Genomic DNA, 12,300 nt, shown 5'->3' on the forward strand with positions numbered 1-12,300 from the left:
TTATTTAACCTAGTTTTATCATAGCTTGATTACCCCATGTTTTGTTATAATCGGCAGTTTATCATCACTGCCGATTTTTGTTTATTGACATCACTTATGCCAACTTCAACACCTTTAGTTAAAACACCAAATGCTTTGCCCTGCCCTTTTTTTGACGCGCTCAGCCCAAGTCAATTAACTAAATTATTGGCAAGTGATGACGCTGCCCAAACCATATGGCTGCATAATGGCATCAATAAACAGGATAACAAATCAACAAACTATCAAACCGATGCGGTTAACAACCAAGGTGTTATTGGTATATTCCCCAAAATTAGTTGGACGGTGTACCCAACTAACCAAGCAGATTATTTTTGCATGGTAGAAGCAACAAAAAAACATACCTCAAAAAGTCACGTGTCTTATAACGAGTTTTCTGATGTTCTCGTTAAGTATTGTGAACAACAAAATAAATTAGCCTCACAACACCCTCTAACAAAAGTTCAGCAGCAGCCTAATTACTATAATGGTTTAATGGGTTTTATTGGTTATGATATGTCTGCCCATGCACTAAGTCATGAAGTAGCAATCAAACCCGACCAACCTTGCGCCTTTTTTGGACATTACGATGTTTATTTAACTTGTACCGTTAATAAAGGTTGCTACCAATGGCAACTAAATGCCGCCACACAAAACGCTTACCAAAAACAACAAACGGTTTTTAGTTGGCTATCACAGCTCACTATTTCTAAAGCTCATACCGCACCGCTTACATTATCGCTCCAACCTGTTTGGCAATTATCTCACTATCAACATGCTTTTGCTAAAACACAAGACTATTTATATGCTGGTGACTGCTACCAAATTAATTTAACTCAGGCTTGGCAAGGCAAACTTGATACAAAAAACAAGCTGGCTGATTATCTACCTAACCTTCATACGCATACAAATGCACCGTTTGCAGGTTATCTGACAACCAGGAGTTATGAGCAGTTTTCTAAATTTGAGTTGTTAAGCTGCTCTCCAGAGCTGTTTTTTACCTTTAATCAAGACAAAGATAACCAATACGAAATCATTACCAAACCAATTAAAGGCACCCGCCCCCGTGGTAATACTCCATTAGAAGATGATTTGCTTAAAACTGAATTGGCTCATAGCGAAAAAGATACTGCAGAAAATGTAATGATTGTCGACTTGTTGCGAAACGACTTAGGAAAATACGCAAAAACTGGCAGCGTTAATGTGCCCACCCTTTTTGCAATAGAAAGCTATAGCAATGTACATCACATGGTGAGCACCATCACAGCAAAGTTAAAAAATGATACCCACCCAATAAAAGTACTCTTTGGTAGTTTGCCAGCAGGCTCTATTACTGGCACACCCAAAAAACGGGCGGTAGAAATTATCCATGAGTTAGAAAATCAACCGATAGCGAACTTGAATGACAACTGTCACAACAATCAAAATTTGAGGGGTGCTTATTGCGGTACGATGGGTTACCTAAACTTTAACGGTAATGGACAATGGAATGTACTTATCCGTACGCTACAGTCCTGCAGCAATACGGTTAACCTATGGGCAGGTGGTGGTATTACCATTGCTTCAGACTGTGATGCAGAATATCAAGAATGTTTTGATAAAGTCGGCAATATCGTCGATATATTAGCCAATCCAACCAAACTCTAACACTTTTGAAATAATCAGCTTTAACGCAATGAGGGTTAATAGCCAAGGCAACACCTTTTTAAGCCAAGGCATAGGGATAATGTGCCTTAGTCTTGTGCCAATAAGCGAGCCAACAATTGCCATCACTATCATCATTAGCATGAGTTTCCAATACTCACTAAAGGCAAACCCCAAGCTAAAATAGACTGGCAATTTTGCACCGTGTATCACACTCATCATAAGTGCGCCAACACTCACCACGGTATGGTTATCTTCATACTTTTTATTAAGCAATGCAATGGCTAATGGACCTGGTGTACCAACAAAAAGCCCCAGCCCCATTTGTATAAAACCAACCAAATAAAAGTTTTCTAAACTCCGTAACCATTTATTAACTGTATCTGACCATTGGATAAGTAAAATATAAATACCAATAAATAACGGAATAAGCTCTAATTGAAAATAACGTACCGCCAAACCAAAAACAGCAATACCAAATAAAGACCCCACTAAAAAAGGTTTAAAATAGGTATAGTCTAACGATTCTCGTCCAAACCATGCTCGGCTGGCATTGCTTGCCAGCTGGCTTGCACCATGCACAGGCACAATGGCGACCGAAGGCAATAAGATTGGTAACAGCCCAATTAATATTGTGCCGCCACCCAAGCCCGTTATAGCCGTTAGCGCCGAGGTAAAAAGATTAATGAGTGAGAGGGTAACTTCATTTAGCATGGTTAACACTAGGGTTACTTATGATATAAAACAAAAAAGCTCGATGAATTATATCGAGCCTATTTGTATCAAAATTAAAACAAAAAATTGTTATGCATCGTACGGGTCACGCAATACAATAGTTTCGGCACGATCAGGACCTGTAGAAATAATATCAACCGGGCACTCAATTAATTGCTCAATACGTTTGATATATGCCTTAGCATTTTCTGGCAAGTCATCATAACTGGTCGCACCAACCGTAGACTCAGACCAACCTGGCATTGTTTCATAAATCGGCGTTACATTCTCGTAAAACTCAGCATCATTAATGCCATTATGCTCTGTTTCTGGCAAGTCATAACCCACGCCAATACGAATTTCTTCTAAACCGTCTAATACATCTAACTTAGTTAAACAAATACCTGATAAAGAGTTTAACACCACCGCACGGCGTAGGCTCTCAGCATCAAACCATCCACAGCGTCTTGCTCTACCAGTGGTTGCACCAAACTCGTGCCCTACTTTTGCTAAATGCTCACCTACATCATCAAACAATTCTGTTGGAAACGGACCACTACCAACACGTGTGGTATATGCTTTAGTAATACCAAGAACATAGTCTAAGTATAAAGGACCAAGCCCCGAACCTGTTGCCACGCCACCAGCGGTGGTGTTTGAACTGGTTACAAATGGATAAGTACCATGATCAATATCTAATAACGTACCTTGAGCACCCTCAAACATCAGGTTTTTACCTTCTTTACGTAGGTTATTTAGGTCTTCAGTAACGTCTGTAAGCATCTCTTTTAATTCATTTGCCCACTCTTTACAAAGCGCCAAAGTTTCATCAAAATCAATAGCATCTACTTTATAGTATTCAACCAATTGAAAGTTATGATAATCAATTAAGTTACGCAGTTTTTCTTCTAAATCTGTACGGAACAAGTCAGCAAGCTTAATCGCACGGCGTGCCACTTTATCTTCATAGGTAGGACCAATGCCACGCCCAGTAGTACCAATTTTACCACTGCCACGTTTTGCCTCACGCGCTTGGTCTAGCGCAATGTGATATGGCATGATAAGTGGACAATTAGGCGATATACGCAAACGTTCACGCACTGGTACATCATTTGCTTCTAGCTCACGCATCTCTTTTAATAAAGCGTCAGGCGCTAACACAACACCGTTGCCAATATAGCAGGTAACACCTTCACGCAAAATACCAGATGGGATTAAATGCAATACGGTTTTTTCTCCACCAACAACCAATGTATGCCCTGCGTTATGACCGCCTTGAAAACGTGCCACTGCCGAAGCTTTTTCGGTCAATAAGTCAACAATTTTACCTTTGCCTTCATCGCCCCATTGGCTACCTAAGACTACAACATTTTTACCCATGATTTGTTCCTCAAAATATATACAATTAAAAAAACTGACTGCAATAACAAAACTTTTAAAATAACCACTAACGTAGATACCGATTAATTAATTGGCACTTACTGGCAGCAAACCCATTCGCCATCAAATTTTAATTGATGCGTCACACCACTTGGTTTATCGTCCGCATTTAATGGCACGACCACGCGATAACCTTCGGCACGTAGTTCTGCCACTTTAGTATCTAGTGCCACTTTTGCTTTAGCATCTGCGCTGGTTAAATCTGCAAAATCAACCAGTACCAATGGCGTAACAGCCATTTCAAAACTTGGCAACAAACGGGTGACATCCATACTAAAACCAATGGCTGGTCTGCTTCTACCTTTTGACCCACCGTCAAAACGACCGCCTCTTACAATTGGTTGTGAACCACTGTTCATAAACACATTAAAGATTAGTCCAGAATGGTAGTGATAGCCTGACAGCTCACTGACATCAATACTCACATCTTTGACGCCCTTATTTTGCAAATAGGTTTGCAGCTGTGTTAGTTCATCTATTACTTGCAAAATTTGTTGATCATTTTTTGCTTGGTCACTTAATGCCTGCGCAAATTTTTGTAAGTCATTACCACTGTTTGCAAGCTGATAAAAGTCATTGCCCATAGGGATGTCTTTACACACATACTCAAGCTCTGGTAACGCTTTATTTGCATACAATAACATTAACTGCTCTATGGTCTCACTAGATAGTGATGCCATTTCGCTCAAGCGTCTAAATATCGCAACATGCCCAATATCAAGATGCAATTTTGCCGTTAAGTTTAGTCCAGTTAACAGCTCATACAATACATCAAGCATCTCAAAATCAGCAGTTAAATCATCTGTGCCAAAAATCTCTGCGCCAAGTTGTAACGGCGTACGCAAACCAAACAAACCAGTAGGTAGTGTATGTATCGTATGCCCAGCATAGCAATAGCGTGCAATGCCCTCACCACCATAGTTTGCATCAATACGCAAAATTTGGGGAGTGGTATCAGCACGCAACCCCATCAAGCGTCCGCTTAATTGGTCAATAATTTTAAAAGTTTGGCGTTTTAAATCTTCAGAGGCATTACCAAGTAATGATTCCGTAAACTCAATTAACGGTGGTGTAACCAGTTGGTAACCACGTTTACATAGCTGATCAATTAAATGATGACGCAATAGTTGCTGTTTATCAGCATCGGCAAAAAGTACATCGTGTACACCATCAGGCAATAGCCAATCATTGGCAACGTCTGATGCTGCGGTTGTCGCATAATTAAAATTGTGTTGTTTTGACATGATAAATTAAGTCATTTTGTAATAAAAAGATAATGTGTTTACCAAATAACGCTATCTAAATTTTTGATGACGCTGCTTTTTTGGGAGGTCTCTTATAAGGATATATACCGATAACAATTGTTAAAAGTCAGATATTGCCTATAAAAATAAACCTTAAAAAACAGTAAGACAGCTTAATTGGCACACTTTATTATTTATTCTATCATAGCCCCTAAAATTAGCCTAGCTAACATTTGACTGCTAAGGTAAAATTTATAAAAAATATCATTAAGTACCAAACTAAGTGTTTATGCTGAGTATTTATGTCTGACCCATACAACTTTCCTCAACCTGAAAATAATAAAATCAACGTACTTGGTACCGCTTTGGCAAGCTGTTGCTTTGCGCCTCTCACTGGCTATTACCGCAATGGGTTTTGCCACACGGGAGAAACAGATTTAAGTTTTCATACCGTTTGTGCCAAAATTACCCGCGAGTTTTTAGAATTTTCGGCTAGCCGCGGTAATGATTTAACCACCCCGATACCCGAACATCATTTTTATGGGCTACAACCCAATGACTTTTGGTGTGTTTCTGCACTACGCTGGCTAGAAGCACTCGACTATGGTGTTGCCCCACCAATAAAACTAGAAGCTTGTCATGAAAGTTTGCTAAAATTGGTAGACATTGATACATTAAAACAATACGCTATCTAGCGAGCGATGTTAACCAATACTCGAGAAATTCATGAGCGACCATAACCAAGATAAAAACGCCATAGATTTGCTAAAGCAAACTGAAGCTGAAATAGACCCAATTCAAGCTGAAGAAGACAGCTTTATCTATGGGGATAATGAAGCTGAGGCAGAAGCTCTTGAAACCATGACGGTTTATGACCCAGACGCAGACCGTTTTGAAGACTTAGATGGCGAGGTTTGGGAAGAAGTCATTAATTGCTATTCCTACTCACGCAAAACAGGTGAGCAATTAAAAAAATTAGCAATTGCCGATGTTAACAAAACCTTAGCAAATGAAAACCAATTTGTGTGGCTTGGACTTTACGAGCCCAGTATTGAAACGTTAGAACAAGTTCAACAAGCGTTTGACTTGCATGAGCTGGCACTAGAAGATGCCGTTACTGACCATCAACGCGCAAAAATAGAAAGCTATGGTAATGATACCTTATTTGTTGCTGTGCAGACTGCCAAACTAGAAAAACGCCAAATTCGCTATGGTGATACTGCTATATTCATGGGCAAAAACTTTATTATTACCATACGCACAGGTCCCTCTAACAGCTATCAACCCGTAAGAGAGCACTACCGACAACGCCCTGATAAACTGCGTTTGGGTCCTATTTTTGTATTGCATGCCATTTTAGATTTTATTGTGGATAACTATATGCCAGTTGTTGACCGCTTAGGTAGTTATTTAAGAGAGCAAGAACAATCTATTTTTTCTTACGAGTTTGATCGTGACACATTACGAAAACTATATGAGTTAAAGTCACAACTGGTACACATGCGCGCCGTTATTTTACCCGTGCAAGATATTTGCAACTTTTTTGTCAATCACAAAAAAAATGAGTTGATTTCATTTTTCCCAAGCTCAGCCAAACCTTACTTTCGAGATGTAAATGACCACCTTTTACAATCTTTGGATGCTGTTAACGGACTCAATGAAATGCTAAGCGTAGCGATGGACACCTATATGGCCGTCGTTAACATGGGACAAAACGATGTGGTACGCAAACTGGCGGCTTGGGCAGGTATTTTAGCCGTACCAACTGCGATAGCTGGGATATATGGTATGAACTTTGCTAACATGCCAGAGCTACAGTGGCGATACGGCTATCTTATTATTTGGGCAATCATCATTATGATTTGTGCCACTTTATATAGACAATTTAAAAAAACAGGCTGGCTATAAATACTTTGCCTATGTTTATAAACATAAAAAACGCACAAATTTTTGTGCGTTTTTTTATTGTTGGCTTCATGCCATCATAGTGAAATAGCGCATAAAGCAACCATTAACTGGCTGCTTTTTCTGCCGCTTCTACCGTTTGGCGGATTAACGTGTTAATCGTCATAGGTCCTACTCCACCAGGTACGGGAGTATAAGCAGAGGCAACTTCTGCAATACCTGTCAGTTCAATGTCACCTACACCACCGTCATCAGTTGGGTGGAAACCTGCATCCACAACCACCGCATTGGGTTTAATCCAATCTTGTTTAATTAACTCGGGGACACCAACGGCACCAACAATAATATCGGCATTTTTAACATAGTCTGCTAAGTTTTGAGTGCGTGAATGGCAAATAGTCACGGTACAATTTTCATTAAGTAACATCATTGCCATTGGCTTGCCTAAAATTGCACTACGCCCGACAACCACTGCATTTTTGCCTTCCATTTCAATATTATATTGCTTTAATAAGTAAATAATGCCTTGTGGCGTGCAAGAGCCATAAGCAGATTCACACATACTCATACGACCAAAACCTTTGCAGGTAACACCATCAACATCTTTTGCTAAATCAATTGCATCAAAACACGCTCTTTCATCAATTTGCTCAGGTACTGGATGTTGTAACAAAATACCATGTACATCAGGGTTATTATTTAGCTCATCAATTTTAGCCAACAATTGCGCGGTTGTTGTTTCACTTGGCATCTCAACACGAATAGAATTCATACCAACACGTTTACACGCATTACCCTTCATACGCACATAAGTAGCTGAGGCAGGATCATCACCAACTAAAATTGTTGCCAAAATTGGTGTACGACCCGTTTGCTCAATTAACGCCGACACACGCTGGCTAAGTTCTTCTTCAATTTTCTTTGCAAGTGCTTTACCATCTAATAACGTAGCAGACATAATATCCTCTAAATTTAATATGTTAACGGTTAATATGAGTATTTTAACCCAAAATAACCAGCAAGTTGAGCTTATTTGCAATAATAAGATATTAATAGCAAATACATAGTGAAACACATTGGTTAAAATATTTTTTTGCGCTTAGTACTTGTTTTTTTATCAAACTTTGGTAATATAGTCAGCCTTGAATGGCTGGATGGCAGAGTGGTCATGCAGCGGACTGCAACTCCGTGTACGCCGGTTCGATTCCGACTCCAGCCTCCATTTTTTTGTTTTAAATTATTTGTTATTATAACCCTTGCTTTTATTAAAAATATCGTTATAATAGCCAAACTTTCTTAGCTTAGCTAACCATTAAGAAAGAAAACAAAGTTTTGCCCGGGTGGTGAAATTGGTAGACACAAGGGATTTAAAATCCCTCGCTAGAAATAGCGTGCCGGTTCAAGTCCGGCTCCGGGTACCATATTCTAAAAAGCTTCCAAATTTATTTGGGAGCTTTTTTTTATGCCAAAAGTCCTTTAATCAAACATTGTATCTGTAAATCTCTTTACCCCATATATGAAATAATTTATTAAATCAGCTACAATACGCCATATTTTTGTTTATTTTGTTATTACCTCCAACTTAAGTTTGCATAGATTATGAGCCTAAACCCAACCCTACTTGCCGAAGAAGTCACTAAACGCCGTACATTTGCCATCATTTCTCACCCAGATGCCGGTAAAACCACCATGACCGAAAAACTACTGCTTTGGGGGCAAGCCATTCAGGTGGCAGGCGAGGTCAAATCTCGTAAAACCGACAAGCATGCCACCTCTGATTGGATGAGTATGGAACAGGAACGTGGCATCTCTATCACCACCTCAGTCATGCAGTTCCCGTACAAAGAGCACATGGTTAACTTGCTTGATACCCCAGGTCACGCTGACTTTAGTGAAGATACCTACCGTACTCTAACAGCGGTGGACAGTGCCCTTATGGTAATTGATGGCGCAAAAGGTGTCGAAGCACGTACTATTAAATTAATGGAAGTCTGCCGTATGCGAGACACGCCCATTATCTCTTTTGTTAACAAATTAGACCGTGAAATACGTGACCCATTGGAGCTACTGGACGAAATCGAAAACGTTTTAAAGATCAAATGTATTCCTCTAACATGGCCTGTTGGTATGGGGCAAGACTTTGTTGGCGTTTACCATTTATTAGAAGACAAAACCTACTTTTATCAAAAAGGACACGGTACCGAAATCGTTGATATCGAAGTGCGTGATGGCTACGACTACCCAGACGTACGTGAACGTTTGGGCAAATTAGCATTTGATGCCTTTGAAGAGTCGCTAGAGCTGGTACAAATGGCATTGGAAGACTTTGATACTGAGCTGTTTTTAAAAGGTGAAATGACCCCCGTATTATTCGGAACCGCCCTTGGTAACTTTGGTATTAACCAAATCTTAGATACCCTGATTGAACATGCCCCATCGCCAAAAAATCACAATACGCAAGAGCGAGAAGTGTTAGCAACCGAAAATGATTTTTCTGGATTTGTATTTAAAATACAAGCCAATATGGACCCACGTCACCGTGACCGTATTGCCTTTATGCGCGTATGTTCTGGTAAATACGAAAAAGGCATGAAAATGAAGCATGTGCGTATTGGTAAAGATGTACGTGTGTCTGATGCACTCACTTTTTTAGCAGGAGACCGTGAGGCATTAGAAGAAGCTTATCCAGGCGATATCATTGGTTTACATAACCACGGCACCATCAGCATTGGCGATAGCTTCACCTCTGGAGAAGAACTCAACTTTATTGGCATACCACACTTTGCACCTGAGCTATTCCGCCGTGTGGTACTAAAAGACCCGTTGAAATCTAAGGCACTACAAAAAGGCTTACAACAGCTATCAGAAGAAGGGGCTACCCAAGTGTTTGCCCCACAAATCAACAATGACCTTATCCTAGGGGCGGTTGGTGTACTACAGTTTGAGGTCGTCGCACATCGTTTAAAAGAAGAATACAAAGTACAATGTACATTTGAGCCTGTGAGCATCAATACTGTACGTTGGATACACTGTGATGATGAAGTTGCACTTGCCAAATTTAAGAAAAAAGCACACGACCAGCTATCTATTGATGGCGGTGGTTACCTAACCTACCTTGCGCCTAGCCGAGTTAATCTTCAGTTGATGGAAGAGCGTTATCCAGAAGTAACCTTTAGCGCAACACGTGAGCATTAAAGTTCTTTATTACTAAATATTGTATATTGCCTTTGGTAATACACTAATTGGTAATCAATAAAAAAGCCTAGCACTTAAAGTGTTAGGCTTTTTTATAACGTACAAAAAAACGTTACGAGTTTTTTATAACCGCACCATTACTATCAGTAAATTTACCAATAACAATCATGATGAAGTCATATAGTGACCAAAAACCAAACCCACCAAACGTAAGTAACATTAAAATACCCGTACCGATTTTACCCACATAAAATCTATGCACACCAAAAACACCAAAAAAGAAACATAATAAGATTGTTGGTACAAAACCTTTTTCACTTAAATTTTCTACTTGATTTTCCATAAGAGATTACCTCTAGTTAACATGAATTAAAATTATCAAAGCTTTTGCCCTGGATAAGTTATCAATAGCCCCTGCCCATCTTTATATTGACCAACAAGCAGCTTATATGTCACAAAAACAGTATGAATCAAATCAATCAAGAATAAACAAACCCCTATCAAAAAATATTCTGAAGCATAAAACCCAAACGCCATGATAGAGAGACTTAAGTCAAAAACCCCCATCGCCCAACGTCCTAAATAAAAGTGGTGGATACCCAAAATACCAAATACACCTGCTAAAAAAACCGCGGTGGCATATTTCTTTTCTGATGGTTTAGTAATATGTTGATCTTGATTCATAGCATCTAAAAAAAATTATAAAAATATTGATTCACTCAAACACTGGGATTATAACAAATATCCCTAGTAATAAGAAGGTAAATCGTTATCATTTAATAAATACTTTAATAAAACGATAAAATTTCGATAAAAAACAAATAAATGTGATTTAATTGAAAAAAAATTAAAAATAAGGGTTGCTTAATAGCAATAATTTGGTAGAATACTTCCCACTTCGAGAGAACAAGCCGACTTAGCTCAGTTGGTAGAGCAACTGACTTGTAATCAGTAGGTCGCCAGTTCGATTCCGGCAGTCGGCACCACTCTCTTGTAGTAAGCTCACCAGAGTCAAAAATTGGGTGGGGTTGGGGAGCGGTCAAACCCATCAGACTGTAAATCTGACGCGAAAGCTTCGAAGGTTCGAATCCTTCCCCCACCACCATTTTTGTTATATCTGTTTAGCACCTACCAATAGATATATTCTACACTGCGGGTGTGGTTTAATGGTAGAACCTCAGCCTTCCAAGCTGATGGCGCGGGTTCGATTCCCGCCACCCGCTCCAATATTGCTATTTTATCTGACAGCCTCGGCTGTTTTATTTTTTTAAGCGGTATTTAACTAAGCTCATATAGCTCAGGGGTAGAGCACTCCCTTGGTAAGGGAGAGGTCGCCAGTTCAATTCTGGCTATGAGCTCCATATCTAAGCCCTAATAAAATATCAAATCCGTCAATTATATAGAGCTATTCTTAATAACTCTGGTACATAACTGCGTTTTTTTCATGCATAAAATACAAAAGTAGCTAAAATACACCATAAATAATAGCAATCGCTTGCTATGGTTTTTATATTCCAATATTAATTAATATAGTATTTTTTTAGTTCAATTTAGAATAAATATTACTAGATAAATAATAAGTAGGATTACACGACATAATTTGTCGTATAAATAGATTCCCCCCCTTTCTTTTTTTATAAAACTCCCCCATAATGACATCATACAAAGTTAAACAGATGACATTTAATTTTTAATAAAATAACTAATGAGGCAAGACTATGTTAGCATCCATCTTCAGTAACTTAAGCGGTTTATCTGTTTTAGGCTACGGGCTGTTAGTAGCTGGCATTATAGCAACCGCATTCTCAAAACAACGCTATTTATTACTATATACGCTTGCAGGTATGGGCTATTGGCTATCAATTGAAATGTTACAGTCTGCAATTATTCGCATCTTGCCGTTATCTGAATGGAATGCTTATGTTGCCGCCATGCTAGTTAGCTGGTTTGTCTTTATCTTATGGCTTGGTTATCGTCATATGTACATCACGCCTCGCAAACAACAAGCAAAAGCTGCCGCTGAAGCCAAGTATGTAGAGCACACGCCGGTATATAAAAATTATCAACCTAAATGCCAATAATGAAAATAAGCATTTTAATAAGACCAAAAAAACCAGACGTTAAGTCTGGTTTTTTAGTA

11 protein-coding genes and 6 tRNA genes are annotated in these 12,300 nt (G+C 39.1%); 11 read left to right on the plus strand and 6 right to left on the minus strand.

The annotated features are described in order from the left end of the window. Nucleotides 1–96: 96 nt before the first annotated feature. The gene (locus tag VH441_RS05630; RefSeq protein ID WP_434352687.1) at nucleotides 97–1,665 is read left to right on the plus strand and encodes an anthranilate synthase component I family protein; all 1,569 of its coding nucleotides are present in this window, start codon (nucleotides 97–99) and stop codon (nucleotides 1,663–1,665) included. On the opposite strand, the gene VH441_RS05635 is transcribed toward VH441_RS05630, so the two are convergent. The 3 genes from VH441_RS05635 to VH441_RS05645 form a co-directional block, all read right to left on the minus strand. Further along, the gene (locus tag VH441_RS05635) at nucleotides 1,642–2,376 is read right to left on the minus strand and encodes a TSUP family transporter (protein WP_434352688.1); all 735 of its coding nucleotides are present in this window, start codon (nucleotides 2,374–2,376) and stop codon (nucleotides 1,642–1,644) included. The two genes, VH441_RS05630 and VH441_RS05635, sit on opposite strands and share 24 nt — an antisense overlap. A 90-nt stretch (nucleotides 2,377–2,466) precedes the next feature. Continuing rightward, nucleotides 2,467–3,756, minus strand: a complete 1,290-nt coding sequence (locus VH441_RS05640; protein WP_434352689.1) for an adenylosuccinate synthase — start codon at nucleotides 3,754–3,756, stop codon at nucleotides 2,467–2,469. A 98-nt stretch (nucleotides 3,757–3,854) separates the two neighbouring features. Next, nucleotides 3,855–5,060 carry an ATP phosphoribosyltransferase regulatory subunit gene (locus VH441_RS05645; RefSeq protein WP_434352690.1) on the minus strand — a complete coding sequence of 402 codons (1,206 nt, stop codon included), beginning with the start codon at nucleotides 5,058–5,060 and terminating at the stop codon, nucleotides 3,855–3,857. 302 nt (nucleotides 5,061–5,362) lie between these two features. On the opposite strand from VH441_RS05645, the gene VH441_RS05650 reads away from it, so the two are divergent. Next, a complete protein-coding gene (locus tag VH441_RS05650) occupies nucleotides 5,363–5,755 on the plus strand; it encodes a DUF2237 family protein (RefSeq protein WP_434352691.1) in 393 nt (130 codons plus the stop codon). A 31-nt stretch (nucleotides 5,756–5,786) separates the two neighbouring features. Then, nucleotides 5,787–6,968 carry a magnesium/cobalt transporter CorA gene (gene corA / locus VH441_RS05655; protein ID WP_434352692.1) on the plus strand — a complete coding sequence of 394 codons (1,182 nt, stop codon included), beginning with the start codon at nucleotides 5,787–5,789 and terminating at the stop codon, nucleotides 6,966–6,968. A 103-nt stretch (nucleotides 6,969–7,071) separates the two neighbouring features. Here corA and folD read toward each other — a convergent pair whose 3' ends face one another. Then, nucleotides 7,072–7,923 carry a bifunctional methylenetetrahydrofolate dehydrogenase/methenyltetrahydrofolate cyclohydrolase FolD gene (gene folD / locus VH441_RS05660; protein ID WP_434352693.1) on the minus strand — a complete coding sequence of 284 codons (852 nt, stop codon included), beginning with the start codon at nucleotides 7,921–7,923 and terminating at the stop codon, nucleotides 7,072–7,074. Between the two features lie 190 nt (nucleotides 7,924–8,113). On the opposite strand from folD, the gene VH441_RS05665 reads away from it, so the two are divergent. The 3 genes from VH441_RS05665 to VH441_RS05675 all read left to right on the plus strand — a co-directional run bounded on the left by VH441_RS05665 (nucleotide 8,114) and on the right by VH441_RS05675 (nucleotide 10,160). Beyond that, nucleotides 8,114–8,187: transfer RNA gene (locus VH441_RS05665), tRNA-Cys, on the plus strand. 112 nt (nucleotides 8,188–8,299) lie between these two features. After that, nucleotides 8,300–8,386, plus strand: a tRNA-Leu gene (locus VH441_RS05670). Nucleotides 8,387–8,564: 178 nt separating this feature from the next. Then, a complete protein-coding gene (locus tag VH441_RS05675) occupies nucleotides 8,565–10,160 on the plus strand; it encodes a peptide chain release factor 3 (protein WP_434352694.1) in 1,596 nt (531 codons plus the stop codon). A gap of 112 nt (nucleotides 10,161–10,272) precedes the next feature. Here VH441_RS05675 and VH441_RS05680 read toward each other — a convergent pair whose 3' ends face one another. Together VH441_RS05680 and VH441_RS05685 are read right to left on the minus strand one after the other, a co-directional pair. Then, nucleotides 10,273–10,503 carry a TM2 domain-containing protein gene (locus VH441_RS05680; RefSeq protein ID WP_434352695.1) on the minus strand — a complete coding sequence of 77 codons (231 nt, stop codon included), beginning with the start codon at nucleotides 10,501–10,503 and terminating at the stop codon, nucleotides 10,273–10,275. Between the two features lie 35 nt (nucleotides 10,504–10,538). Beyond that, nucleotides 10,539–10,844, minus strand: a complete 306-nt coding sequence (locus tag VH441_RS05685) for an NINE protein (protein ID WP_434352696.1) — start codon at nucleotides 10,842–10,844, stop codon at nucleotides 10,539–10,541. A 226-nt stretch (nucleotides 10,845–11,070) separates the two neighbouring features. On the opposite strand from VH441_RS05685, the gene VH441_RS05690 reads away from it, so the two are divergent. From VH441_RS05690 to aciT, 5 genes are all read left to right on the plus strand, one after another. Continuing rightward, a tRNA-Thr gene (locus VH441_RS05690) sits at nucleotides 11,071–11,146 on the plus strand. A gap of 35 nt (nucleotides 11,147–11,181) precedes the next feature. Further along, a tRNA-Tyr gene (locus VH441_RS05695) sits at nucleotides 11,182–11,265 on the plus strand. Nucleotides 11,266–11,312: 47 nt separating this feature from the next. Further along, nucleotides 11,313–11,386: transfer RNA gene (locus VH441_RS05700), tRNA-Gly, on the plus strand. 60 nt (nucleotides 11,387–11,446) lie between these two features. Beyond that, nucleotides 11,447–11,521: transfer RNA gene (locus tag VH441_RS05705), tRNA-Thr, on the plus strand. A gap of 357 nt (nucleotides 11,522–11,878) precedes the next feature. Further along, a complete protein-coding gene (aciT, locus tag VH441_RS05710) occupies nucleotides 11,879–12,241 on the plus strand; it encodes an AciT family ciprofloxacin tolerance protein (protein WP_434352697.1) in 363 nt (120 codons plus the stop codon). Nucleotides 12,242–12,300: the final 59 nt, after the last annotated feature.

This window comes from Psychrobacter sp. HD31 (assembly GCF_051097895.1).
In the GTDB taxonomy this organism is placed as follows: Bacteria; Pseudomonadota; Gammaproteobacteria; order Pseudomonadales; family Moraxellaceae; genus Psychrobacter.

Bases quoted from the DNA above. Each gene is read 5' to 3' on its own strand.
- VH441_RS05630 (WP_434352687.1), top strand. From the start codon at position 97: ATGCCAACTTCAACACCTTTAGTTAAAACACCAAATGCTTTGCCCTGC.
- VH441_RS05685 (WP_434352696.1), bottom strand. From the start codon at position 10,844: ATGAATCAAGATCAACATATTACTAAACCATCAGAAAAGAAATATGCC.
- VH441_RS05635 (WP_434352688.1), bottom strand. From the start codon at position 2,376: ATGCTAAATGAAGTTACCCTCTCACTCATTAATCTTTTTACCTCGGCG.
- VH441_RS05680 (WP_434352695.1), bottom strand. From the start codon at position 10,503: ATGGAAAATCAAGTAGAAAATTTAAGTGAAAAAGGTTTTGTACCAACA.
- corA (WP_434352692.1), top strand. From the start codon at position 5,787: ATGAGCGACCATAACCAAGATAAAAACGCCATAGATTTGCTAAAGCAA.
- aciT (WP_434352697.1), top strand. From the start codon at position 11,879: ATGTTAGCATCCATCTTCAGTAACTTAAGCGGTTTATCTGTTTTAGGC.
- VH441_RS05640 (WP_434352689.1), bottom strand. From the start codon at position 3,756: ATGGGTAAAAATGTTGTAGTCTTAGGTAGCCAATGGGGCGATGAAGGC.
- VH441_RS05650 (WP_434352691.1), top strand. From the start codon at position 5,363: ATGTCTGACCCATACAACTTTCCTCAACCTGAAAATAATAAAATCAAC.
- VH441_RS05675 (WP_434352694.1), top strand. From the start codon at position 8,565: ATGAGCCTAAACCCAACCCTACTTGCCGAAGAAGTCACTAAACGCCGT.
- VH441_RS05645 (WP_434352690.1), bottom strand. From the start codon at position 5,060: ATGTCAAAACAACACAATTTTAATTATGCGACAACCGCAGCATCAGAC.
- folD (WP_434352693.1), bottom strand. From the start codon at position 7,923: ATGTCTGCTACGTTATTAGATGGTAAAGCACTTGCAAAGAAAATTGAA.